This is a genomic window from Nocardia sp. bgisy118, from assembly GCF_057708605.1.
Map to the genome: position 1 here is coordinate 72,084 of NZ_JBYISM010000033.1, position 22,663 is coordinate 94,746.

17 protein-coding genes are annotated in these 22,663 nt (G+C 67.3%); 8 read left to right on the top strand and 9 right to left on the bottom strand.

The features are described 5' to 3' along the window. Positions 1–299 precede the first annotated feature (299 nt). Positions 300–608 (bottom strand): DUF6802 family protein, encoded by a 309-nt coding sequence (locus tag AC3EO7_RS31550; protein ID WP_431964195.1) that lies wholly within the window; start codon positions 606–608, stop codon positions 300–302. A 115-nt stretch (positions 609–723) separates the two neighbouring features. After that, entirely contained in the window at positions 724–915 is a 192-nt protein-coding gene (locus AC3EO7_RS31555) for a PspC domain-containing protein (RefSeq protein WP_067784968.1), read from the bottom strand. Between the two features lie 223 nt (positions 916–1,138). Between AC3EO7_RS31555 and AC3EO7_RS31560 the strand changes: the two genes are divergently transcribed. Continuing rightward, complete coding sequence (locus AC3EO7_RS31560; protein ID WP_435593201.1) at positions 1,139–2,791, top strand: ABC-F family ATP-binding cassette domain-containing protein; 1,653 nt, start codon at positions 1,139–1,141, stop codon at positions 2,789–2,791. A gap of 45 nt (positions 2,792–2,836) precedes the next feature. On the opposite strand, the gene AC3EO7_RS31565 is transcribed toward AC3EO7_RS31560, so the two are convergent. The 6 genes from AC3EO7_RS31565 to AC3EO7_RS31590 form a co-directional block, all read right to left on the bottom strand. Next, positions 2,837–3,715, bottom strand: coding sequence for a hypothetical protein (locus tag AC3EO7_RS31565; protein WP_431964191.1), 879 nt, complete (start codon positions 3,713–3,715; stop codon positions 2,837–2,839). Positions 3,716–5,003: 1,288 nt separating this feature from the next. Continuing rightward, positions 5,004–6,380, bottom strand: coding sequence for a phosphoglucosamine mutase (gene glmM / locus AC3EO7_RS31570; RefSeq protein ID WP_435593202.1), 1,377 nt, complete (start codon positions 6,378–6,380; stop codon positions 5,004–5,006). Positions 6,381–6,584: 204 nt separating this feature from the next. Then, positions 6,585–7,085, bottom strand: coding sequence for a 30S ribosomal protein S9 (rpsI, locus tag AC3EO7_RS31575; RefSeq protein ID WP_431964187.1), 501 nt, complete (start codon positions 7,083–7,085; stop codon positions 6,585–6,587). Next, entirely contained in the window at positions 7,082–7,525 is a 444-nt protein-coding gene (rplM, locus tag AC3EO7_RS31580; RefSeq protein WP_431964185.1) for a 50S ribosomal protein L13, read from the bottom strand. The genes rpsI and rplM overlap by 4 nt, the downstream gene beginning before the upstream one ends. A 175-nt stretch (positions 7,526–7,700) precedes the next feature. Then, positions 7,701–9,416 (bottom strand): hypothetical protein, encoded by a 1,716-nt coding sequence (locus AC3EO7_RS31585; RefSeq protein ID WP_435593203.1) that lies wholly within the window; start codon positions 9,414–9,416, stop codon positions 7,701–7,703. A gap of 73 nt (positions 9,417–9,489) precedes the next feature. Beyond that, the gene (locus AC3EO7_RS31590; RefSeq protein ID WP_435593204.1) at positions 9,490–12,051 is read right to left on the bottom strand and encodes an FHA domain-containing protein; all 2,562 of its coding nucleotides are present in this window, start codon (positions 12,049–12,051) and stop codon (positions 9,490–9,492) included. Between the two features lie 155 nt (positions 12,052–12,206). Between AC3EO7_RS31590 and AC3EO7_RS31595 the strand changes: the two genes are divergently transcribed. Next, positions 12,207–13,598, top strand: coding sequence for a neutral zinc metallopeptidase (locus AC3EO7_RS31595; protein ID WP_431964179.1), 1,392 nt, complete (start codon positions 12,207–12,209; stop codon positions 13,596–13,598). A 33-nt stretch (positions 13,599–13,631) separates the two neighbouring features. Here AC3EO7_RS31595 and AC3EO7_RS31600 read toward each other — a convergent pair whose 3' ends face one another. Then, positions 13,632–14,948 carry an FHA domain-containing protein gene (locus AC3EO7_RS31600; protein WP_431964177.1) on the bottom strand — a complete coding sequence of 439 codons (1,317 nt, stop codon included), beginning with the start codon at positions 14,946–14,948 and terminating at the stop codon, positions 13,632–13,634. A 142-nt stretch (positions 14,949–15,090) separates the two neighbouring features. Between AC3EO7_RS31600 and AC3EO7_RS31605 the strand changes: the two genes are divergently transcribed. From AC3EO7_RS31605 to AC3EO7_RS31630, 6 genes are all read left to right on the top strand, one after another. Further along, positions 15,091–16,296: a DUF7373 family lipoprotein gene (locus AC3EO7_RS31605; RefSeq protein WP_431964175.1), complete on the top strand. Its 1,206-nt coding sequence runs from the start codon at positions 15,091–15,093 to the stop codon at positions 16,294–16,296. Between the two features lie 212 nt (positions 16,297–16,508). Next, positions 16,509–17,630, top strand: a complete 1,122-nt coding sequence (locus AC3EO7_RS31610) for a DUF7373 family lipoprotein (RefSeq protein WP_431964535.1) — start codon at positions 16,509–16,511, stop codon at positions 17,628–17,630. Positions 17,631–17,633: 3 nt separating this feature from the next. Then, a complete protein-coding gene (locus AC3EO7_RS31615; RefSeq protein WP_435593205.1) occupies positions 17,634–18,821 on the top strand; it encodes a DUF7373 family lipoprotein in 1,188 nt (395 codons plus the stop codon). Between the two features lie 103 nt (positions 18,822–18,924). Next, complete coding sequence (locus AC3EO7_RS31620; RefSeq protein WP_431964171.1) at positions 18,925–20,133, top strand: DUF7373 family lipoprotein; 1,209 nt, start codon at positions 18,925–18,927, stop codon at positions 20,131–20,133. Between the two features lie 32 nt (positions 20,134–20,165). Continuing rightward, positions 20,166–21,338 carry a DUF7373 family lipoprotein gene (locus AC3EO7_RS31625; RefSeq protein ID WP_431964169.1) on the top strand — a complete coding sequence of 391 codons (1,173 nt, stop codon included), beginning with the start codon at positions 20,166–20,168 and terminating at the stop codon, positions 21,336–21,338. Between the two features lie 9 nt (positions 21,339–21,347). After that, entirely contained in the window at positions 21,348–22,580 is a 1,233-nt protein-coding gene (locus AC3EO7_RS31630) for a DUF7373 family lipoprotein (RefSeq protein WP_431964167.1), read from the top strand. Positions 22,581–22,663: the final 83 nt, after the last annotated feature.

Consider the following 22,663-nt stretch of genomic DNA (forward strand, 5'->3'; position numbering starts at 1 on the left):
ATCGGGCTCGTGGGGACGTGGACGCAGGTTCCAATGATCCGCACGGATGATGTGCGGATCATTGCAGCCTGCGGCCTGTTTCACCCCTCCATGGGGTCGGCGTTCGGGGGCCGTATGGGAGGGAGTGTAGTCGGAGGCGAGCGCAATCGTCGGGTTCCTCTGGGGGCGCTCGGCTTTCGGCCGCGTGCGGGGCCGTCGTCGGACGAGTCTTGCCGGTGCGGAATCACGAGGCCGTGCGGCGTCTCTCGGAAGAGTCTGTGGCGGGTGCCTTTTGGCGGCGCACCCGCCGACGGACTCGGCTACTGCCCGAGTTTGCCCTGATCGGTACGCACCCATTCGGAGGATCCGTCGGGGTGACGGTGGAATTCCCAGGCGGCGTAGTCACCGTCTTTTTCCACGACTGTGACGTGGTCGGCGAAGCCGTCGTGGTCGTAGTCGGTCCAGACCTGCATCGCGTCGTCGCCCTGGGTGGTGATGGAATCCAGGATGCCGTCGGCGTTGATGTCCTGGGTGGGCTGGTCCAGTTCGACCGCACCGAGTCCGCCCAACGGCGTGGATGCGTCGATGTCGGGTAGATCCATGCCCGGGAACTCGCCGGACGTGATCATGGCTCCTCCTCGGACGGGACTCGTGCGATGGTACGGAACTCCCGCAGGACGCGGGGAATCACTCCATCCTGTCATCCATGAGTCCCTGGCGCAGCCCCCGACCCGGTCGTGGTGGTCACTTTTTCGGAATCACCAGCCAGAGAACGAGGTACAGGATGAACTGCGGTCCGGGCAGCAGGCAGGACAGAACGAACAGCAGCCGGACGATGCCTGCGTTCCAGCCGAAGTACTGTGCGATGCCACCGCAGACTCCGGCGATCCACTTGTCGTGGGAGGTGCGGGTGAGGCGGCGGGCGGGTGCGGTCATCGGATTTCCCTCTCTGGTGTCGAACGCTGTGCCATCCACTCTCCGCACAAACGCGCTCACGCACATCGGTCCGGTGACCCATCGGCACCCTGAATTCTCGGAGCCTCGACTCAGGGTGGAACCCCGAGTACGACCGCGAACCCGCCCTGCTCGGCGGCCGGTGAGGGTCTTCCGAGTGCGACCCCGTGCGATGCGCTGACGCGAGCACGGCAGACTTCTCCCAGTGAGCACCACTTTGCATGCGCGCGGACTCTCCGCCGGACACGGCGAACGCACCCTGTTCGCCGAGCTGGACCTGACGCTGGCTCCGGGGGACGTGATCGGCCTGGTCGGCGTCAACGGCGCGGGCAAGTCGACGTTGCTGCGCGTGCTCGCCGACCGCACGGCGCCCACCGGCTCGATCACCCTCAGCCCGCCGGACGCGACGGTCGGTTACCTGGCGCAGGAGCCGGAGCGGATTCCGGGCGAAACCGTCCTGGAGTTCCTCGGCCGACGGACGGGGGTCACGGCGGCGCAGCACGCAATGGACTCCGCCGCGGAACGGCTCGCCGAGGGCGGTGCGGACGATTACACGCCCGCGCTGGAACGCTGGCTCGCACTCGGCGGAGCCGACCTCGATCAGCGGGCCGAGGAGGTCGCCGCGGAGCTCGGTCTCACTTCCAGCCTCGCAAGCGGGCTGGACACGCCGATGACCGGTCTCTCGGGCGGTCAGGCGGCGCGGGCCGGTCTGGCATCGGTCTTGTTGTCCCGCTTCGACATTCTGCTGCTCGACGAGCCGACGAACGATCTGGACTTGGACGGACTCGCTCGCCTCGAGCAGTTCGTCACCGGCGTGCGAGTGCCGCTGATGGTGATCAGCCACGATCGAGAGTTCTTGGCGCGCACCGCGAACCGGATCGTCGAACTGGATCTCGCGCAGCAGCAGGTCGGTGTGTACGACGGCAGCTACGAGTCGTACCTCGCCGAACGGGCGATCGCCCGCCAGCACGCCAGGGACGCCTACGAGGAGTATGCCGACACCAAGGCGGGCTTGGAGGCGCGTGCGCAGATGCAGCGCAACTGGCTCGAGCACGGGGTGCGCAACGCCCGCCGCAAGGCACGCGACCCGAAGAAACTCGATTCCGACAAGGCGGGCCGCAAGATGCGCGCGGAGTCGACCGAGAAGCAGGCTGCCAAAGCCCGTCAGACACAACGCCGTATCGAGCGGCTGGAAGTGGTGGAGGAACCGCGCAAGGAGTGGGAGCTGCGGATGTCTATCGCCGCGGCGCCACGGAGCGGATCGGTGGTCGCCACGGTCTCCGACGCGACGGTCACCCGCGGCGACTTCACCCTCGGCCCGGTGACGACCCAGGTGGACTGGGCCGATCGGATCGTGCTGACCGGCGCGAACGGTTCCGGCAAGTCGACGCTGCTCGCGCTGCTGCTCGGCAAGATCCAGCCCGACTCGGGGACCGCGTCGCTCGGCTCCGGTGTCGAGATCGGCGAGGTCGACCAAGCGCGCGGACTCTTCCGCGGAACCGCTTCCCTCGCGGACACTTTCAGTGCGGAAATGCCGGACTGGCCGGACGCGGAGGCGCGCACGCTGCTGGCGAAGTTCGGCCTGCGCGGGCAGCACGTGCTGCGCGCCTGCGACACTCTCTCGCCCGGCGAGCGCACCCGCGCCGCGCTGGCGCTGTTGCAAGCACGCGGAGTGAACCTGCTCGTGCTGGACGAGCCGACGAACCACCTCGACCTGCCCGCGATCGAACAGCTCGAGCAGGCCGTCGAATCCTTCACCGGCACAATGCTGCTCGTCACGCACGACCGGCGGATGCTTGACTCGGTCCGCGCGAACCGCCGCTGGCATATGGACAACGGGCGGCTCATCGAAGACTGATCCTCGCGCACGACGCGGCTTCAGCATGCGAAACCCAACCACTAGCTACCGCCCCCTCATCGCGCATCGGATGGGTTCTACGAAGTTCTCGGGTCGCAAGTACACGTCGGAGGCGGTGGCGTAGTAGACGGTCCACCCATCCGCCGAGAGCCAGTTGTGCCGCAGGTCGTCACGCGCTGCCGCCGCGTCGCCCGAATGCCATGCGGCGCTGTCGTACTCCAGGCCGATACGCCACTCGGGCCAGCCCAGGTCGAGTCTTCGTAGCCCATTGCTGGTCAGCACGTCCACCTGCGGCTCGGGTCGCGGCAATCCGGCGTCGATACAGCGCAGGCGCGTCCGCGACTCCATCGGCGACTCCGCGCGGCCATCGGCCAGTTCGATCAGCTCCACCGCCTGCACATAGCCGCGACGTCCTCGGTGCCGCTCACTCTCCGCGAGCAATGCGGTACGGGAGACCCCGAGGCGCAGGGCCGAATCCAGCGTCGCCAGTGCGTCGAGCCGATCGGTGGTGCGCGCGACGTCGACCGTGGTGCGGATGGCGTTCGTCGTCACGGTGCCTTTGATCAGGTCCAGTTCGCCCGGCTCGGTCCGGTCGCTGTGCACGACCAGACGCGAGGTTCGCGACCGCTGAGCGCCGAGCACATGTGTCGCCCGGCTTTCGCCCACCGCGAATCCATGTAGCTCCGCGCTGGTCCCGTATGCGGCGGCCAGTGACTGGGCGCCGATCGACAGCCGCGCCGCCTCGACCCGCAGTTGCGGAGTCGGCGGTGTCGCGGCCTCGCGGTAGACGCCGTGGAACACGCGCACCCAATCGCCACGGTCCACGCGAGTGCGCATTTCGGCGCGGGTGTACTCGCACAAGGCCTGCCAGGCGGTGAAGGCGCCGAATTGCTTGTCTCGAACTTCCATCAGTCCCGGTCGCATGAGACCACCATCGGTCACCTCGCCGCGAACGCGTTTTCGGTGACCTGCGGAAATGGTTGGGCGGTGGATAACGCGGGAGCTGTGGACAACTCGGCTGTACATGGTGGCGGATTCGGGGCTCTCTCTGCTGGATTGCAGGTCAACAGCCCTGTCCGGCCGGTGCGGTGAGGCTTCCGTGACTGGGCTCGCGGCAACTCAGCAATCCGTGTTCGCTGAAGTGAGACCGCCGCCGGATTCTGCGGCCAACTCGCCTCATCTGGCGGCCGTGGTGGGACCGCCGCTCGGTTCTGCGACCAGCTCGCCTGATCAACGCGGCCGAGGCGAGACCGCCGCTGGGTGGAAGATAACTCGCCTGTTCGGCGTGGGCGGGGCGAGACCGCTGGTGCTGGATTCTGCGAACGACGTGCGTGATCGGAGTGGCTGAGGCGAGCCCGCCAAGGCCGGATTCCGCCGACAACTCGCGTGATTGGAGTGGATGAGACGCGCCCGCCGACCGGATTCCACGGACAACTCGCGTGATCGCGGTAGCTGAGGCAAGCCCGCCGGACCGGATTCCACGAACAGCTCGCGTGATCGGGGTGGCTGAGGCGAGCCCGCCAAGGCCGGATTCCGCCGACAACTCGCGTGATCGCGGTGGCTGAGGCGAGACTCCCGCTGCTGAGGGTCCTCTTTAAGGGGTGCCTGCTCAGGTATTCCTCGAAGCGGTGCTGGGCGCGTCGCGTGCCGTACCCGGCTTACCTCCCGCGGTCAGGTGAGTGGGCGCAAGTCCCAGCCCGGTCAACCGCCTGTGGTCCCGTCCAAAGAGCTGGAGGAGGAGAGGAAATCGACGGGAGAGAAATGGTGGTTCTCGAGGCGGTTTCAGCAACCATTTGACTACCGTCGAAACCATTTCTCTATCGACGGTAGTCAAATGGTGGTTCGGGGGTTGACAGCCAAGGCAGGTCGAAAGTGCTCGGGTCCGAAGTACTCAGCCGCTCAACGAACGTGCGATCACTTCCCCCTCAACCCGACCGAAACGCAACCACAGCCGGTCGACCACGCCGGAAGCCGAACCAGCCCACCCGGCAGCGGGAGGTAAGCCGGGTACGCCGCACGACGCGCCCAGCACCGCTCACGGTGAAACCATGGCAGGCAGGCAAATCCGAACAGGCAGAACCCCAGGGATACACACGCAACCCCGCAGCTCAGCCGCCGTCACCGACCCGACCGAGCCAGGAGTATCGCGGCAGATGCCACCACTGAACGCGGTGCGAAATCCTACCGCCCGAGCCGCATCACTCAGCGAAACCTAAACCGACGCAACCCGCTTCGCCAGATCGTCCGCAAGCTGCTTGGCCTGCACCAGATCGGTCGCCTCGACCATCACCCGCACCAGCTGCTCGGTACCGCTGGGCCGCAACAGAACCCGTCCGGTATCCCCAAGCACACGCTCGGCTTCCAGCACCGCATCCCGCACCTCCGGCGCAGCGGCGACAGCCGCCTTGTCGCCAACCGGCACGTTCACCAGCACCTGGGGCACGGTCCGCAGCACGCTCGCCAGGTCGGCGAGGGTGCGGTGGGTCTGGGCCATCCTGGCCATCAGGCGCAGGCCCGTGAGGATGCCGTCGCCGGTGGTGCCGTACTTCGGCAGCACCACGTGACCGGACTGTTCGCCGCCGAGGCTGTATCCGCCGCGGCGCAGCTCCTCCAGCACGTAGCGGTCGCCGACGGCGGTGGTGCGCAGGGTGATTCCGGCCTCGCGCATCGCGATGTGCAGGCCGAGGTTGCTCATGACGGTGGCGATCAGCGTGTCGCCGACCAGGTCGCCCGCGTCCTTCATGGCGAGGGCGAGGATCGCGAGGATCGCGTCGCCGTCGACGACATTGCCTTCGGCATCCACCGCGAGGCAGCGGTCGGCGTCGCCGTCGTGGGCGAGGCCGAGATCGGCGCCGTGTTCGCGCACCGCGCGCTGCACCTGCTCCAGGTGGGTCGAACCGCAGCCGTCGTTGATGTTGAGGCCGTCGGGTTCGGCGTTGATGGCGAACACCGTCGCGCCGGCCTCGCGGTACGCGGCAGGACCGACCTCGGCGGCCGCGCCGTGCGCGCAGTCGACCACCACGGTGAGCCCGCTCAGGTCCTGCCCGGTGGCTTCGACCAAGTGCTCGACGTACCGCTCGTGGGTGCCTTCCAGGCTGTACTGGTCCGGGATGACGAGGCCGTGATCGCGCGCGCCGGAGGCGTTCAGCACCCGCCCGATGCCAGCGCCGGTCGGGCGCACCATGGCGTCCTCGGCCACCAGCGCCTCGATCCGATCCTCGACGGCATCGTCGAGTTTGCGACCGCCCGCGGCGAAGATCTTGATGCCGTTGTCCGGCATCGGGTTGTGCGAGGCGGAGATCATCACGCCGAGACACGCGTCGTAGAGGCCGGTGAGGTAGGCGACCGCCGGAGTCGGCAGCACCCCCACCGAGAGCACGTCGACACCCGCCGCGGTCAGCCCGGCGGTCACGGCGGCCTCCAGCATCTCGCCGGATGCCCGAGGGTCGCGGCCGACCACCGCGAGCGCACGCTTCTTGCCGCGGCCGAGCACCTGCGCCGCCGCTCCGGAAAGCCGCAGGGCCAGTTCCGGACTCAGCGATCCGTTGGCAAGCCCGCGGACACCGTCGGTGCCGAACAAACGTCCCATACCTCGCCCCTCATAGGTGGTTTCGCGACATGCGAATGATCCCGCAGGCGTCGGCCTGTCAACCGTGCGAGGCCCGCGAACGTCAATACAGCGAGAGCAGGCGACCAGCGGTGCTGGAAGCCTGCTCTCGTACAGCTGCAGCGCCGACCATACCGCCCCCGGCACCTCCAGGGTGCCGGATGGCGGAGATCGACGAAGCCAAAATCAGCGCTTCGAGTACTGAGGCGCCTTACGCGCCTTCTTCAGACCGTACTTCTTGCGCTCGGTGGCACGCGGGTCACGGGTCAGGAAGCCCGCCCGCTTCAGGGCGGGACGGTCCTCGGGGGTGACCTCGATCAGCGCGCGGGCGATGGCCAGACGCAGGGCGCCTGCCTGGCCCGACGGGCCGCCGCCGACCAGGCGGGCGTGCACGTCGAAGGACTCGGTGCGCTCCACGGTCACCAGCGGCGACTTCACCAGCTGCTGGTGCACCTTGTTCGGGAAGTAGTCCTCGATGGTGCGGCCGTTGAGCACGAAGTTACCGGCGCCGGGCAGCAGCCGGACGCGGACGACGGCCTCCTTGCGGCGGCCGACGGTCTGCACCGGACGGTCGATGACGACCGGGGCGTAGGCGGCGGGCTCGGCCTCGTAGCCGTAGTCCTCCTCCACGACCTCGACGGCGGCCTCTTCGGCGAAGTCCTCGTTGAATTCTTCGGGAGCGGTCACTGGGCCACCTGCTTGATCTCGAACGGAACGGGCTGCTGAGCGGCGTGCGGATGGCTCGGGCCCGCGTAGACCTTGAGCTTGCCCGCGATGGCGTTGCCCAGCTTGTTCTTCGGGATCATGCCCTTGACGGCCTTCTCCACGAGACGGTCCGGACGGGTCTCCAACACCTGACCGACAGTGCGCGACTTGAGGCCGCCCGGGTGCCCGGAGTGGTGGTGGATGAGCTTGTCGGTGCGCTTGTTGCCGGAGATGGCAATCTTGTCCGCGTTGATGATGATGACGAAGTCGCCACCGTCGAAGTTCGGCGCGTAGGTCGGCTTGTTCTTGCCACGCAGCAGATTCGCTGCCTGGACGGCAAGACGGCCGAGCACTACGTCAGTGGCGTCGATGACGTACCACTTACGGGTCACGTCACCCGCCTTGGGGCTGTACGTAGGCACAGTGCTTCCCTGTCTGTAGTCGGTGTTGCCGGCCAAGCGTGCGGTCGAGGTGACCCCGGCGGCCGGTTGAGACCCGGGCCTCGGTGTACGACCTGATGATCCACGGGGAATCGCCCGGCCGCCCACACGCCAACGCAGAACGATACCAGGAAGGTATCGAAGGACCCGAATCCGGTCAGATCTCGACCGGGGCCCCCGGATCGATCGCGCCCGGCGGTCCCGGCACCACATACCGGAGCGTGTCCATGCTCGGCGGCGCGCATTCCGACTCCGTCGACGAGGGCACCCGCACCGTGGCGATCCCCTGCCTGCGGTCCTCGGGCGCGACGTGCGGCGTCAGCCCGCAGGATACGGAAACGACCTCGCCGATCACCGAGCGGACCGGCTCTGCGGCGCCGGTGAGCTCGACCCGGTTGCCGTCGGAAGGCATGGCCACGACGGCAAGCGCCACCACGCCCACCACGGCGTTCGCACCGAACAGATTGCCCTTCATCTTGTTCCAGAGCTTGCCCTTGCGCTCCCTGCCGTCTTCGTCGTCCTCGTCGGACGGCTCCTGCCAGGAGCCCTGGTGGCTGGGCGGCGGGTACGGTGTCGGGGAACCGGGCGGCTGCGAGCCGGGCGCCTGCCGACCCAGCGCGGTGGTCCGCTGATCCTCGGGGTGCTGGCCGGGCGGCCTGGTGAACCGGCTGCCGAGCTCCGCCAGGTTCGGCGGGAGACCGCGCGCCAGATCCTCGCGGGTGACGCGGGTGGTCGGCTCCTCGCTGGGCGGCGGTTCGGCGTTCGGTGGAGCGGTCGGGTAGCCGGGGCCGTAGGTGACTACGGGCGATCCCGGTGAAGACGGCGGACCGAGGTCGGGCCGCTGAACCGTTTCCGGTGGGCGCTGCGGCTCGACAGGACGCTGAGGCGGTTCGGGCGCCCGCTGCCCAGCATCCGCCTGCCACTGCGGCGCCTGCATCTGATGCTGAGGATGCGCCTGCTGCGGCGGGGCGTAGTCGTTGCGCGGCCCGCCCTCGGCATGCCTGCCGCCCTGCTCCGGCTCGCCCGCCTCACTGTCTGTCACCAGCAGATGGGTGGCCCCGAGCACCAGCGCGTGCATCGGATGATCGGCGACATGCAACCGATGGCCGAGGTGGTTCTGGAAAGCGAGCCGCAACGCCTCGTTGAAACAGACATTGCCGCTCAGCAGCACCGTCGAGGTGTCCGCCCCGATGGAGCGAGCCGCGGCCATGACCTCGATCACCACGTTGTCGGCCGAGCGCGCGTCGCGCATCGCGTCGCTGGTCACCGGTACGTCGACGGATTCGGTGGGCTGCTCGTCGTCCCCGTGCACCGCGACGACGAGCATCGTGCGGCCGTCGGAGTACACGCCGGTGGCGCCGATTCCGCGCGGATTGCGCTCATCGGGCGCGCGCACCAAACCGAGGGCCCGCACGTACCCCGAGAGCGCGACGCTCTCCGGCAGCGGTTCCACCACCACGTCGAGCGTCTCGACGAGTTCGGCGTACACCTCGACCTTCTCGTCCGGCCAGCCGTCCGGGAAGGGCAGCGCCACCACATCCGGTTTGCCGCGCAGGTATTTGCCGATGGCGGCGAGCGGGTTGTACATCCGGGCGCGGAAGACCATCTCCGCGGGCCAGGTCGCCCCGGCCACCACGATCTGCGGGTGGCCGAGGATGTCGCGCACGTCGGCGATGGCCATCCCGAGATCGGGACGCTGCCGGTCGACGCCCGCGGTGTGCAGCCGTCCCGACGAATCGGCCAGCAAATACGCCGGCGGCGTGTATGTACCCTCCACCTGCACCGGCCGGATCGGAGTACGTCCACCGCCCGCTGCCACGGACACCACATCCCAGCCGAGATGCACTGCCCCTACTCGCACCGTCACAGTCATAAGTGTGCCTGCTGCGTGAGCGACACGCGCGCGATCCCGGCCGACCCCAGGTCGTGGCGGCCCGAGTAGGTGGTCACGCCGCCGACTTCTTGAGCCGTAGCCGCTGCCAGGTCACGAACGCGAGCAGCGCGGTGATCACCAGCAGCAGCGTCACGTCGAGGATCCAGATTCCCGAGGTGTGGTCCCAGAGTTTGTCCTGCTGGGCGTTGGCGAAGATCGTCTTGATATCGACCGTCGACGCCCCGGCCGCGTAACCCCAGCGCGAGGGGAACACCCAGGACAGCTGTTCGAGCACGACACGGTCGGTGACCGGGATGAGCCCGCCCGCCATCACCAGCTGCACCATGATCATGACGACGAGCATCGGCATGACCTGCTCGTTCGACTTCGCCAGACTCGAGATCAGCAGACCGAACACCACACAGCACACCGCGGTCAGCGCGATGTCGATGTACAGCTCGGCACTGCCGGAGGAGAACAACGAACCCGCGCCGGGCGGGTTCTTGCCCGCCAGCGTGATCCCGACCAGCACCGCCGCCTGGAGGAACGCGGTGACGCTGAACACCGCGATCTTGGCCATCAGATATGCCGAGGGCAGCAGGCCGACCGCGCGCTCGCGGTAGAAGATCGTGCGCTCGCCGACCAGGTCGCGCACGGTCAGGGTGGCGCCCATGAAGCAGGCGCCGAGAATGAGCACGACGAGCAACTGCTGGGTCTCGCCGCCGCCGACGCGCACGATCTCACCGGTGGGCAACGTGGTCAGTCCGCCGGGCGCGAAACCGTTCTTGCCCGGCACCACCAGGGACAGCACACCGAGAATGAACGGCAGCAGCAAGAGGAAGACCAGATAGCCGCGGTCGGCGAAGATCAGCCGGATCTGCCTGCGCACCAATGTGGAGAACTGTTTGAACCCGCTCGACTGCGGCGGGCTGCCCGCGGGTCCGTAGCGCGGCGGCGGGGGCGGCGGTGGCGCGAACGCCTGTCTGGATCGGTACGCGGCGAACGCCTGATCCGGATTGGCCGCCACGTTCGCGAAGATCTCGGCCCAGTCGCTGGTGCCCAAGGCCCCGCCGACACCGGCCGGATGCCCGCAGAACGCGGTCTTGCCGCCCGGCGCCAGCAGCAGCATCTGATCGCACATGTCGAGGCAGGCCACCGAGTGAGTGACCACGATGACCACGCGACCGGCGTCGGCCAGCTCGCGCAGCATCACCATGACCTGCCGGTCCAGCGCCGGGTCGAGACCCGAGGTCGGCTCGTCCAGGATCAGCAGCGAGGGACCGGTGAGCAGTTCGAGCGCCACCGAGGCGCGTTTGCGCTGACCGCCGGAGAGCCGGTCGACCCTGGTGTCGGCGTGTTCCGTGAGCGAAAGCTCTTTCAGCACACCGTCGATCACCTGCTGACGGTCGGCCTTGGTGGTGTCCGGCGGCAGCCGCAGCTCGGCGGCGTAGCCGAGCGCCTGGCGCACCGTGAGCTGGCGGTGCAGCACGTCGTCCTGCGGGACCATGCCGATACGGGAACGCAGCGCCTCGTACTCGGCGTGCAGGTTGCGGCCCTCGAAGGTCACCACACCGCCGGACGGCTGAGTGGTACCCGCGATCAGCTTCGAGAGCGTCGACTTGCCCGCGCCCGACGGACCGATGAGCGCGGTGAGCGTGCCGCGACCCGCCTGCATGTTCACGTCGACGAGCAGCTGCTTGTTGCCCTCGACGGTGAATCCGACGCCGTGCACGTGCAGACCTTGTTCGGCGACCGGCTTCTGCCGGTGCACCAGGGTGCCCTGCTGGACGACGAAGTCGACGTTGCCGATGGTGACGATGTCGCGCTCGCGCAGCGCCGCGCGCTGCTGGCGGGTGCCGTTGACGAAAGTGCCGTTCGCGGAGCCGAGATCCTCGATGGTGAGGCCCTCGGTGGCCGCGACGAGCCGAGCGTGCTTGCGCGAGGCCAGCGGATCGTTGACGACGATCTGGTTGTCGGTGGTGCGGCCGATGGCCAAGCCGCCGGACGGGATCCGGTCGGCCCTGGCGATCGGCGCGGTCGACGCCCTCGTGCGCAGCGGCGGCAGCGCCGAGGTGTCGGCCTTGGTGGTCATGTTGAAGTTCGGCTGCTGCGGCGTCGGCTGCGAAGGCGGTGGGTGCGCACCGACAGGTTGGTGCTGCTGCGGCGGATGATGCGGCGTCGGCGGCTGATGCGATGGGGCGGGCTGATGCGATGCCTGCCCGATCGGCGGACGGTTCGGATGCTGGTAACTCGGCCGTTGCCGAACCGCCTGCTGCGGCTGCGAAGACGGTTGCGGCGGCGTGTGCGCGTGCCGGACCGGCGCCGCGGCGGGCAGCAGGTGCAGCAGCGGACCGCTGATCGCATCGCCGAGCCTGACCTGCGTCGGCCGATCGATGGACACCGGCTGACTCAGCCGGCGCGCGTCCACGAAAACGCCATTGGTACTGCCGTTGTCGGTGAGAACCCAGCCGCTCCCCTGCCAGGCCAGCGTCGCGTGCACCCGCGATACCAGCGGGCTGTCGACGAACAGCGTCACCTCGGGCGCACGGCCCATGGTGACTTTCTGATTCGAATCGAAGACCCGTTCAGTTCCATCATGGCGCACGGTGATGGTCTGCGCCCCCGGTAAAGACATGCAGCGGATACTATGCCATCAACCGGACATCGGCGGTGCCCCCGACGTGCCTCTCGCCCCGATCCGGCGACCGACGAGAACGTGCTACCGGCCGACTAGGGGGAGCTTTGCCGAAACTCCAAGCGACCGCTGTCATTACGGTTGTGCTGTGCGCGATGGCCCTGATCGCGGGATGTACGCGGGAGGTGGACGGCCGCGCGGTCTCGGTCTACGACGACCCGTTCAAGGTGGCCGGACTGCCCACGACGAGCGGCCCGAGCGGACCGCGTCCCGGGGTGACCGACTCCGACCTCACCGCGGCCAACGGCGACGGCGGCGCGACCGACACCCTGGCGCTCAACGCCATCGACGACATCCAGACCTACTGGCGCGGCGAATACGGCAAGGAGTTCGACGGCGAATTCGAACCGGTCGAGCGGCTCATCTCCTGGAGTGCGAAGGCGCCGCGCAACGACGCGCCGGAGTTCTGCAAGGAGACCACCTACCGACTGGTGAACGCGGCCTTCTGTCGCTTGGACAACTCCATCGGGTGGGACCGCTCAGTGCTGCTGCCCACCATGGAGGACACTTTCGGCAAGATGGCCGTGGTCATGGTGCTCGCCCACGAGTACGGGCACGCCGTGCAGGCGCAGGCCAAGATCGTCGATCCGAAGGATCCGGTGATCGTGAAGGAACAGCAGGCCGACTGCTTCGCGGGCGCGTTCATTCGTCACGTGGCGGAGGGCAAGTCGAAGCACTTCACCATCAACACCTCCGACGGCCTGAACACGGTGCTCGCCGCCACCGTCGCGATCCGCGACTCCGACCCCGACGACCCGGAGAGCGTGCACGGCTCCGCGTTCGAGCGGGTCACCGCGGTGCAGATCGGATTCACCGATGGCCCCAAGGCGTGCAAAAGCATCGACATCGACGAGATCAACCAGCGCCGTGGCGGTCTGCCGCAGACGCTGGGCAGCAGCACCGGCGAGTACCCGATCGACAAGGAGAGCCTGATCGAGCTCACCAAGGCGCTCGCCGCGATCCTGCCCGTCGAGGACAACCCGACCTACGACTACAACGGCGCGAAGATCGACTGCCGCGACGGCACCACCACTGAACCGGTCTCCTATTGTCCCGCCGAGAATCTCATCGCCACCGACATCCCCGAACTGGCTAAACGCGGCACCGCCGACATCGACGAAGACAATCCGCTACCGCTCAAGGTGACCGGCGACTACAACGGTTACGTCGTCTTCATCGCCCGCTACACCCTCGCGGTGCAGCAGAGCCACGGCCAGTCGCTGGTCGGCGCCAAGACCGGGCTGCGCGCCGCCTGCCTGGCCGGCGTGGTCACCGGCAAGCTGGCCGACCCGAATCGCCAACGCACCCAGGGCGATATCTCCCTGGCCGCGGGCGATCTCGACGAGGCGGTGTCGGGGCTGCTCACCGACGGCCTGGCGGCCAGCGACGTGCAGGGCAAGACGGTGCCGAGCGGGTTCGCCAGGGTGGACGCCTTCCGCGCAGGTGTGCTCAACGGCGAGAACACCTGCATGTCGCGGTACTCCTAGCCCTGGCCCCGCGCGAACGCGTCGATCGGGCCGTCAGCCCCCGAACGGCGGCGGCGCGGCCGGTTCGAAGCGCAGGACCCGGTTGCCGATCATCACCTCGGTGCCCGGCACCAGGATCATCGGCTGGTTGGGATTGAGGCGAATCCAGTCGCGGTAGCCGGGCAGCCGCGTGCGGGTGCCGTTGGTCGAGCCGCGGTCCACCACGGTCACGTCCCAGTTGATCAGCCGAATCTCCGCGTGCGCGCGCGACATTCCGCCGGAGTTGTCCTCGACCTTCAGCGGAATCAGCCCGCGCTGCGCCGCCTCGGAGTGCTCAGGATCGCGGCCGAGCACCGCGTCGGCGGCCAGCATGTAGGTCATGCCGTCATCGAGGATGAGCATGCCGAGCGGTGGGCGGACCACCTCGATCAGCGCCTGAGTCTGATCCACCGGCATGCCGCAGACGGTGCAGAACGCCGCGCGCGGATCGCTGGGATGGGCTCGCGCGCACTTGAATCCCATCACCTTCACGGTGAGCGCGGTGGCCTTGGCGGTGGCCTCGAGGCGACGCTGCAGATCGGGATCGGGCAGCGGCGCCGGGTTGGTGCCGCCGATCTGGGTGTCGGCCTCGTGCGGATCGGCCTGGTCGGTCACCGAGTCCAGCATCGAGGTCGACGCCTGCGTCGCCGCGGGTTGCGGTTCGGGTCGGGGCCGCTGACGCGGTTCCGGATCGATGCGGGCGGTCGGCAGCGGCGCGGCGGGTGTGCGGTGGTGCTGCGGCGCTCGCTGCTCGGCGGTCTCCGGCTGCGCGACCGGCGCCGGACGCGAACGGGCGCCGTCCGACCAGACGATCGCGCCTCCGGCCTGCGCGATGCCCTCGACCAGCCAGCCGATTCCGCGCTGCTCGGGAATTTCGGGGACCCGGCCCTTGGTGTCGTCGACGAACAGCGCGACACCGAGCGCAGGAACGGACGCGACCCGGTCGACGGTGAACGCCGCGTCGCTGCCCCGGTACCGCTCGACCCTGTCGTCGCCCGCGAGCACCGCGGTCACCGCGCCGTGCAGGAAGATCGCCACCCCGCCGTTCTCCGCGGCGGAGAGAATGCCGAAATCGATCGGCACGCCGGGGCTGATCTGCTCGGCGTGCTTCATGAGCCAGCGCGTCGCCTGCCGCGCGACCAGCGCGCCGGGGCCGTTCGGCTGTTGCTCGACGGCCGCTCTGACCAGTTCCGCAAGCGATTCCAGCGCCATGACGGCCGGCGCGTTCTCGGTCGGCTCGTCCCGGCCCCGATGCGCGACCACCAGCACCGCGCCCGCGACCCGGGCGACGGCGTGATTTCCCGCGACGACCTCGACCTGCCGATCCTTCACCGTTATCGGCCTCCACCGGGGGTCTGGTTCAAGGTCGTCGCCATGTCCCCCAGCGTATTGCAATCGGTGTCTGATCGGTCGCTCTGCCCGGCGTTCGTCGGGTAACTTCAAGGGCAGGTACGGGAGGAACGAGGGGCCTGTCATGGTTCGGACTTCGCGCATCGCGATCTTGGCGGCGTGTGTGGTGGCGGCCGGTGCGTTGACCGGGTGCAGCGGCGTGGCGGGCACCGCGCTACCAGGTGAGCTCGACGTCCGCAAACTCGAAGTGGGCACCTATCCGGTGGACAAGCATGCCTACGACCAGGATTCGGGTGGCGACGGCGCGCTGCTGGAGGGCATGCGCATGTCCGAAGCCGTGGTGCCCACCGTGCGCATCGATCCGTCGCTGAAGTTCGGCCGCGGCAGCACCGTGCTCACCGACACCGAAGCCGCCCTCGACTTCGTCGCCAACGTCTCCAAACCGGTGCTGGACAACCGCAAGATGGTGACCGGGTTCGCCGCGAGCGGTTCCGACAAGGCCGATCCCGCCGGGCAGACCCGCCCCGCCTCCGACGCCACCGCGGTCACCAATGTCGTGTTCCGCTTCCCCGACGAGGCCACCGCCAAGCTCGCCGCCCGCGAACTCGAGGACGCCGACATCGGCGTCTCCGACCAGAACCGCAGGCTCGGATCCACCAAATACCCCGATGCCTATCTGCATTGGCGCCCAGGCGTTCCCAACGTCGGCGCCTTCCTCGCCCACCGCGAGTTCGTCATCTCACTGTTCGTGCAGCGTCCCCGCGCCGACAGCACCGACCTGGTGAACTGGGTGGACAAGACCTTCGCCGCCCAGGTGCCCGCACTGGACAAGTTCCAACCGACCCCGGTCGCCAAGCTCGACACCTTGAAGGTCGATCCGGACGGCCTGCTGGCACGCGTCGCCGTCGCCGACCGCGGCGGCCACTCCCCCGATCCGGACACCTTCGCCATCTACAGCGGCAACCACGGCATCCACTCCTCCGACGACGAAGCCGCCACCCAGCGCCTCATCGAGGAGACGGGCGTCGACAAGATCGCCATCGTCGACGCCAGCTCGGTGACCCGCACCCGCGACAACGACGCCGCCCAGAAACTCGTCACCGGCCTCATCGATACCGTCGGCGACCAATTCGACCCGATCGGCGCCCCCAACGACGTCCCCGGCGCGAAATGCCTGCAGCTCAACAGCAAAGGCGACCCGGAGCGCGAGTACAAGTACCGCTGCTACGTGCCGTACAAGCGCTACGTCGGCGTGGTGACCAGCGACAAGGAGCCCGACGTCCGCCAGAAAGTGGCGGCCCAGTACGCGCTGCTCGCGAACAGTTTGTGAGCACGGCGGCGGACCGGACCCGCCGGACCCGGACGTCGGCACGTCCTTGTGAAAAAGTCCGTCGCCGCGCGCATTCGATCGAAGGGAGAACCGTGCCGCGCCCCGCTTCGGGATTCCGCGCCCTTCCTTTCGCTGCCGCGGCGCTCGTCGTAATCGCCGGTGTGACGTCTGGCTGCGGCGCGCAGACTGTCGAAGGGCGGGGCGTGCCCGGTATGACTCCCGTCGATCCGGCGAGTCTCACAGTCGGACCGTTTCCCTCCGCGCCCGTCGACTACGAGCCGAAGTTGGAAACCAAGGTCGACGTCTTCGCGATCGAATCGCGGCGGTTGTTCAGCTATCTCGTCGCGCCGTACGAAGTCGACAGCGAGATGTCCGCCCTCGACACAACGCGTATTGTCTCCGCCCCGGGTTCGGTGTTCAGCGATTCTCTCGGCGCCCTGCCCGCCCAGTTCGAGCCGATCGCCGAACGCAACCAGCTGATCGCGGGTGTCGTCACCACCCGCTCGAATCAAAAACTGCGGGCCATGCGCAACATGTCGATCGCGTTGCTGCGGTTTCCCTCCGAGGAGGCGGCTCGATCCGCCGCAACGGAATTCGACCGCGCCATGGACGAACTCACACTGAACCGCCACGCCCTCGACATCACGGGTCACCCGGCCGTCCTGGCCTCCACCGCGAACGACCAGAAGGGCTATGTGTTCACCGCCCGCGGACCGATGGTGATCATGAGCATGTCCACGGTCCCGCAGCCCGACCCGACCGCCCTCGCGACACAAATGCGAAAGATGCTCGATCTACAGCTCGAACGGCTGTCCGGGTTCGTGCCGACACCGGTCGACCAGATCCTCGATCTGCCGCTGAACCCGGACGGCGTCATGCGTTTGGCGTTGCCGCCGCTGCCCGCGGGCGGCAGCCCGACCTCACAGCGCGCCCAGCCGGTCGGCGTCTACGACGCTATGGGGCAAGCGCATTTCGAGCCGCGCGGCGCCGAGCTGAAGGCAGCGCTGACGACCGCGGGCGTCGACGTGGTCGCGCGCAACGACGCGACCGTGTACCGCACCCGCGATCTCGACTCGGCGTTCCGCCTCCAGCACGCCCTCACCGATCTCCAGGACGACGAGCAACTCTTCCAGAGCCCGCCTGGCATCACCGACGCCCAGTGTCTGCAGCGCGATGCGGACGCCTTCGACCCGCGCTACGACTACACCTGCGTCTTGGTCCACGGTCGTTACGTCGCGGTCGTCGAAGCCGACGGGCTGCCCGGCGGGCCATTCGATCCGAGCCTGTATCAGCGTGCGGCTGCGCAATATTCGATCCTGTCGCGGGGTGCTTGACCAATGCCCCGTTCCCGCATCGCCTTCGCCTGCCTAACGGCGCTGCTCGCCCTCACCGTCGGCTGCGGCTCCGAGCCCGAGGCGAGCGTCGACACCTCGGCTCTCGATCCAGGCAACTACCCGACCGCACCTCGGGACCTGTCCGCGCTGCGCACCGCGGACAGCGGAGCCGTCCGGGAATCCATCCGACTCGGCAGCCTGGTCCCGCTGCCCATGGATCTCGATAGTCGGCTCGTCTACGGCCGCACCAACTTCGCGGGTCACCACTACACAGCCCGGAATCCACCGTACCGAGGCAGCGGGATCAGCAATCTCGAGAACTTCGGCGAGCGGGTGCCCGGTCTGGTCGCCGGGTGGCACACCGGCGGTTCCCGCCGCGCGAATCGCAACTTCGGACTCGATGTCAGCATCGCGCTGCTGCGATTCGGCACGCCCGAGCAGGCCACCCATGCCATGCACCTGCTCGCGAACAAGGGAATTGAAAAGTATCCGCCCAAGCAGACCCTCGAAATGCCCGGGTACCCCACCGGCCGCACCTATCTCAGCGCCCACGATTCCGTGCAGTCGTGGACCGCCCAGGGCGTATACCTGCTATGGACCTTCGTCTCCGACGGTCTCGCAACCCCACCCGACCCCGCGCCGCTGCTGGCCTTCACCAAGAAGCTCTTCGACCGGCAGTTCGAGCTCTTGCGCGGCTTCACCCCGGCTCCCGTCGGCGAATTCGCCGACACTCCCACAGACGACCTGCTCGCCCGCACTCTCGCCGCCGAACGCCCCGGCACCCTCGACGACGTGACCGGCACCTACACCGTGCCCGCCGCTTTGCATCTGGAAAGCCGCCCGGATCTGGCCCGCCGCGCCTTCGACGACGCGAGGGTCGACCTGGTCGCCTACGCGGGCTCTCGTGTCTACCGTGCGGGCGACCCCGCCGCCGCGGCCCGCCTCACCGCTTTCCTTGCCGCCCAAGCCCCATCGGGCTACGACCCGATAGCCGCCCCTCCCGGCCTCCCCGAGGCTCGATGCTTCCGCGAAGACTCGGGTCCACCGCAGAGCGCCCGCATCATCCTGGAACACCGCTGCTACTTCTCCCACGGCCGCTACGTCGCAGAGGTCACGGCGAATCAACCGCAGGACCTCGCGCAGCGGACGAGCGCCCAGTACCTGCTGCTCGCCCACAGTGCAGCGGGTTGACGTAGGATCCGGCAGGAAGTACGCGATCTATGGGGGCGGCAATGCTGTGTGTGAGGACGACGCTGAGTCGTGCGGACTCGGTCCGCGAATCCGAGGGGGAACCATGAGGTTTCGAAGCGGCTTGCTGGCGCTGGTAGCGACGACGACAGTCGCCTGCGCAGGGTGCTCCGCGACTGTTGTCGGCCACCCACTGCCTGGGCTGGCGCCCGTTGACGTATCGACGCTGAACACCGGGGCCCATTCGCCAGAACCTAGTGACTACGAACCTAGTTCGCTCTCTTACAAGACTGACCTGCGGAGGATCGAAGCACAACGCCTGATCAACCACGTCGTGCATCCGTTCGATATCGACAACGAACTTTCCGAGGTCGGCGAAGTCCATTTATTCCACATACCTGAGTACCCATTCATCCGCGAGGTCTTCCCGGAGAGTTATCGGCCCGCCGTAGTCGATAACAACATGCTCGCTGGAGCCTACGTCTCCCGCTCCAACGGAAACGCGCGAGCTCACAAGAAGCTGAATATAGGAGTGCTTCGATTCCCCACCGCGGCCGCGAGCGTCAAGGCGGTCGAGCAGTTCGATCAGGCGACCAACGCGGCTCCGGGACGGCACTCGATTCCTGTCGAGGGCCATCCTCAGGCCAAGGTGTCTTCGGGCGACGACATCACGGCGCTGTCTTTCCTCGCACACGGGACGTACGTGATTCTGGCCAATCCCGGAGTTCCACAGCCGAATAGAGCCGCGCTGTCGAGCGTGCTGAAGAACACCCTCGATCAACAGATCGCCGCATTGGACAACCAAACGCCACCGGCTTGGGACGACATTCTGGACACACCGCTCGATCCGGATGGCATCATGCGACGCGCGCTACCGAAGGCGCCGGATTACAGTGACCCATTCAGCGACGACCAGGACTTCGCCGCCTACCAACCCGCAGGCGAGCTGCATTTCGAGCGCAATCCGGTCGAGCTCGAGAAGGCATTCGAGGAGAGCGGTGTCGACCTGATCGGGCGCCGCGGCGGCGTTGTGTACCGCGCTCGGGACTTGGCCGGCGCGTTTCGCCTCCAGTCCACGCTTGTCCGCATCGGCAAGAACGATGAGGAGCTCGAGCCACCACCGGGTCTACCCGATGCCCGCTGCGTGAAGTTGGACAAGATCGACGAGAACCGAAACTTCGACGAACTCTGCGCCGTCGTGTTCGGCCGCTACGTCGGGGTCGTCGTGGCGAAGTCACGCTTGTCGGGCCGGGTCGACTACACGTTGCATCAGCGGGCCGCCGCGCAGTATGCCGTCCTGGCGAAAAGCGAGTGATACTCATGCGAATTCGGCATGCGCTGTGTGCAATGATCGCAACCACCGTCGCGCTGACGGCCGCGTGCGGCGACAACGACAATCGCCTCGATGAGCCCGCAGTCGACATCTCGAAGCTGGACTCCGGCAACTACCCGACGGCACCTCGTGACGTCAATGCCACCAGGACGGATAAGACGGGTCTCGCCCTCGAGGCGATGCGTATCGGCAACGCGTTTCCGCTGGCATACGACGTGGATCGAAAGTACGCGTACATGCGGTTGATCTATCCAGATCCGCGGCTCAGCTCGGTTCTCAGGGGATACATTCCGCATGTGAGCTCCCTCGAGGAATTCTCGGGCTTGACCGAGGGACTCATCGCGGGATGGGAAACCAACGGCGAGCGTCGGCGAAGTCCGTCGCTCGGTCGTCAGGTTGTCATGAAGGTCATGCGCTTCGGAACCGCTGCGCAGGCCGAGACCGCTGCGCAGCGGATCGCCGATCGGCAAGCAGAGACCACCGCTGGCGAGCGGGTAACGATTCCGGACCACCCGCAAGTCAGGGCGCGATGGTCGGAGAGCAAGAGAACCCTCGACTCCTGGCTAACCCGCGACACACTTCTGCTCTACACACACATCGAAGACCCGGTCACCGAGCCCTCCGAAACGGCGCCGCTGATCGATTTCACCACGCGAGCCTTCAATACCCAACTGGAGATGTTGAAAGGCTATACGCCGACCCCCGTCGATCAACTCGCTTCGTTGCCCATGGACCCGGAAGGACTCCTCGGACGCACACTGCCACTGGAGGACAAGGAGAAGTACGCCAACGGCGAGGATCCGTCCACGGTCGGACCGAAACAGACCGCTCTGCACCGCGAACATCGACCCGATCGCATGAAGGCGGCCTTCGATGACGCCGGGGTCGATCTCGTTGCCAATGCCGCGGGCAGGTTGTATCGGACCGAAAACGCAGCCAGCACGGTGCGGTTGATTGCCGCGCTGATCGACCAAGCCTCCGAGGGGTACAAGTCGATCGACGGCCCGCCCAATCTGCCGAGCGCGAAGTGCTTCGAAGCCAAGAGTCCCAAGATCAGCACTGATCGCTACCCGCCGGTCTGCTACTTCGCCTACGACCGGTACGTCGCGCGGGTACAGGGCAAGAACATCCAAGAACTGCACCAGAAGGCAGCCGCGCAATACAAGCTGCTAGCTCACGATCGCTAGGGAGCAGGAATGAGGTTCAGAACCACGAGATCGCGGCCAGCCCAGGCGATCTGGGCGGTATGCGCAACGGGCTTGCTGGTGTTCGGGTCGGCCGCGTGCTCCGCGAGCATCTCCGGAACCGCCGTGCGCGTCGAGCCGGACAAGTCGACACTCGAAGTCGGCAATTACCCCACCGAGCCGCGCACCATCGGAAACGCCAAGGGCGACAAGCAAGCCAGGGCCCGTGAGTCGCAACGCCTCGCGGATTATGTCGCCCTTCCTTACGAGGCCGACCCCTCGTACGTGGAGGATGCGTGGTTTCTTCGCCCGCACATCGTGCTCAACCGAAAGACACTGGGCAATCTTGTCATCAACGACACGTTCGACGATGTGGCAGAGGACCTTGTCGCCGGTTGGGTCAATTCATGGTCGACCGGTGGCGCTCCAGACGAAAAGCGGCGCACAATGAACATTGCCGTGCTGATGTTCCCCGACGCGGCAACGGCCGCAGCGGTTGGGCCGGCGCTAGAGCACGACGACTTCACCTACAACCATGACAATCAGCCGGTCGAGATTGCCAAATACCCAAATACCCAGGCTCATTGGCGCCCTGGCGTCTCATCGATCGGCTCTTGGACCGTACACGACCGCTATGTCGTCTTCATAAAGCTCGTGGACGACACCGCAGCGCCCGATCTACCGGCGCTGGTCGGACATGTCGAGCGCATGCTCGATGTTCAGATCCCACTGCTCGGCAAGTTCCAGCCCACACCGGCTGCCGAGTTGCCCCGCATTCCGCTCGACCCCCAGGGCCTCCTCGGGCGCACGCTCGCGAGCAATCCCGAGTCGCCGGCAAGAGGCGAGCCCGATGGAACTTACACCGGCCGCGGCATCTTGTCGCTGATGGAGCAGCCCGGCCACAGCCTGCTCACCGAGTTGGAACAGAGTGAAGTCGATCTGGTCGCATTCGGAGATGCCGTCGTGTTTCGCAGCCGAACCAGCAAGTCTTCTGAGAAGTTCTGGGCGCATATGAAGTCGTCGGCAGACCTGAAGCCGGACCAGAAGATCGTCGCCAGCCCGTCCGGGTTGGGAGATCGCGTCGAATGCCTTGCGATCGTTCGTAAAACCGATGGCGTGGAAACCGTCCTCATGAATTTCTGCACGTTCCAGGTGGATCGCTACGTGGTGCAGGCATCCGGGAAGCAGCTGCAAGACCTGCACCAGCGGACCTCGGCACAGTACGCCTTGCTTACCAGCAGGTGACCGACGCCGAGCCCCAACCGGCTCGCGCTGTCCCGCACTGCCGATGAGACTGGGCCTCGCGCGGTGAATCGCGGCAAAGACGA

Coding starts and splice junctions, on each gene's coding strand:
- AC3EO7_RS31630 (WP_431964167.1), top strand. CDS start 21,348: ATGAGGTTCAGAACCACGAGATCGCGGCCAGCCCAGGCGATCTGGGCG.
- AC3EO7_RS31610 (WP_431964535.1), top strand. CDS start 16,509: ATGACTCCCGTCGATCCGGCGAGTCTCACAGTCGGACCGTTTCCCTCC.
- AC3EO7_RS31605 (WP_431964175.1), top strand. CDS start 15,091: ATGGTTCGGACTTCGCGCATCGCGATCTTGGCGGCGTGTGTGGTGGCG.
- AC3EO7_RS31590 (WP_435593204.1), bottom strand. CDS start 12,051: ATGTCTTTACCGGGGGCGCAGACCATCACCGTGCGCCATGATGGAACT.
- AC3EO7_RS31595 (WP_431964179.1), top strand. CDS start 12,207: ATGGCCCTGATCGCGGGATGTACGCGGGAGGTGGACGGCCGCGCGGTC.
- AC3EO7_RS31625 (WP_431964169.1), top strand. CDS start 20,166: ATGATCGCAACCACCGTCGCGCTGACGGCCGCGTGCGGCGACAACGAC.
- AC3EO7_RS31550 (WP_431964195.1), bottom strand. CDS start 608: ATGATCACGTCCGGCGAGTTCCCGGGCATGGATCTACCCGACATCGAC.
- AC3EO7_RS31555 (WP_067784968.1), bottom strand. CDS start 915: ATGACCGCACCCGCCCGCCGCCTCACCCGCACCTCCCACGACAAGTGG.
- AC3EO7_RS31620 (WP_431964171.1), top strand. CDS start 18,925: ATGAGGTTTCGAAGCGGCTTGCTGGCGCTGGTAGCGACGACGACAGTC.
- glmM (WP_435593202.1), bottom strand. CDS start 6,380: ATGGGACGTTTGTTCGGCACCGACGGTGTCCGCGGGCTTGCCAACGGA.
- AC3EO7_RS31585 (WP_435593203.1), bottom strand. CDS start 9,416: ATGACTGTGACGGTGCGAGTAGGGGCAGTGCATCTCGGCTGGGATGTG.
- AC3EO7_RS31565 (WP_431964191.1), bottom strand. CDS start 3,715: ATGCGACCGGGACTGATGGAAGTTCGAGACAAGCAATTCGGCGCCTTC.
- AC3EO7_RS31615 (WP_435593205.1), top strand. CDS start 17,634: ATGCCCCGTTCCCGCATCGCCTTCGCCTGCCTAACGGCGCTGCTCGCC.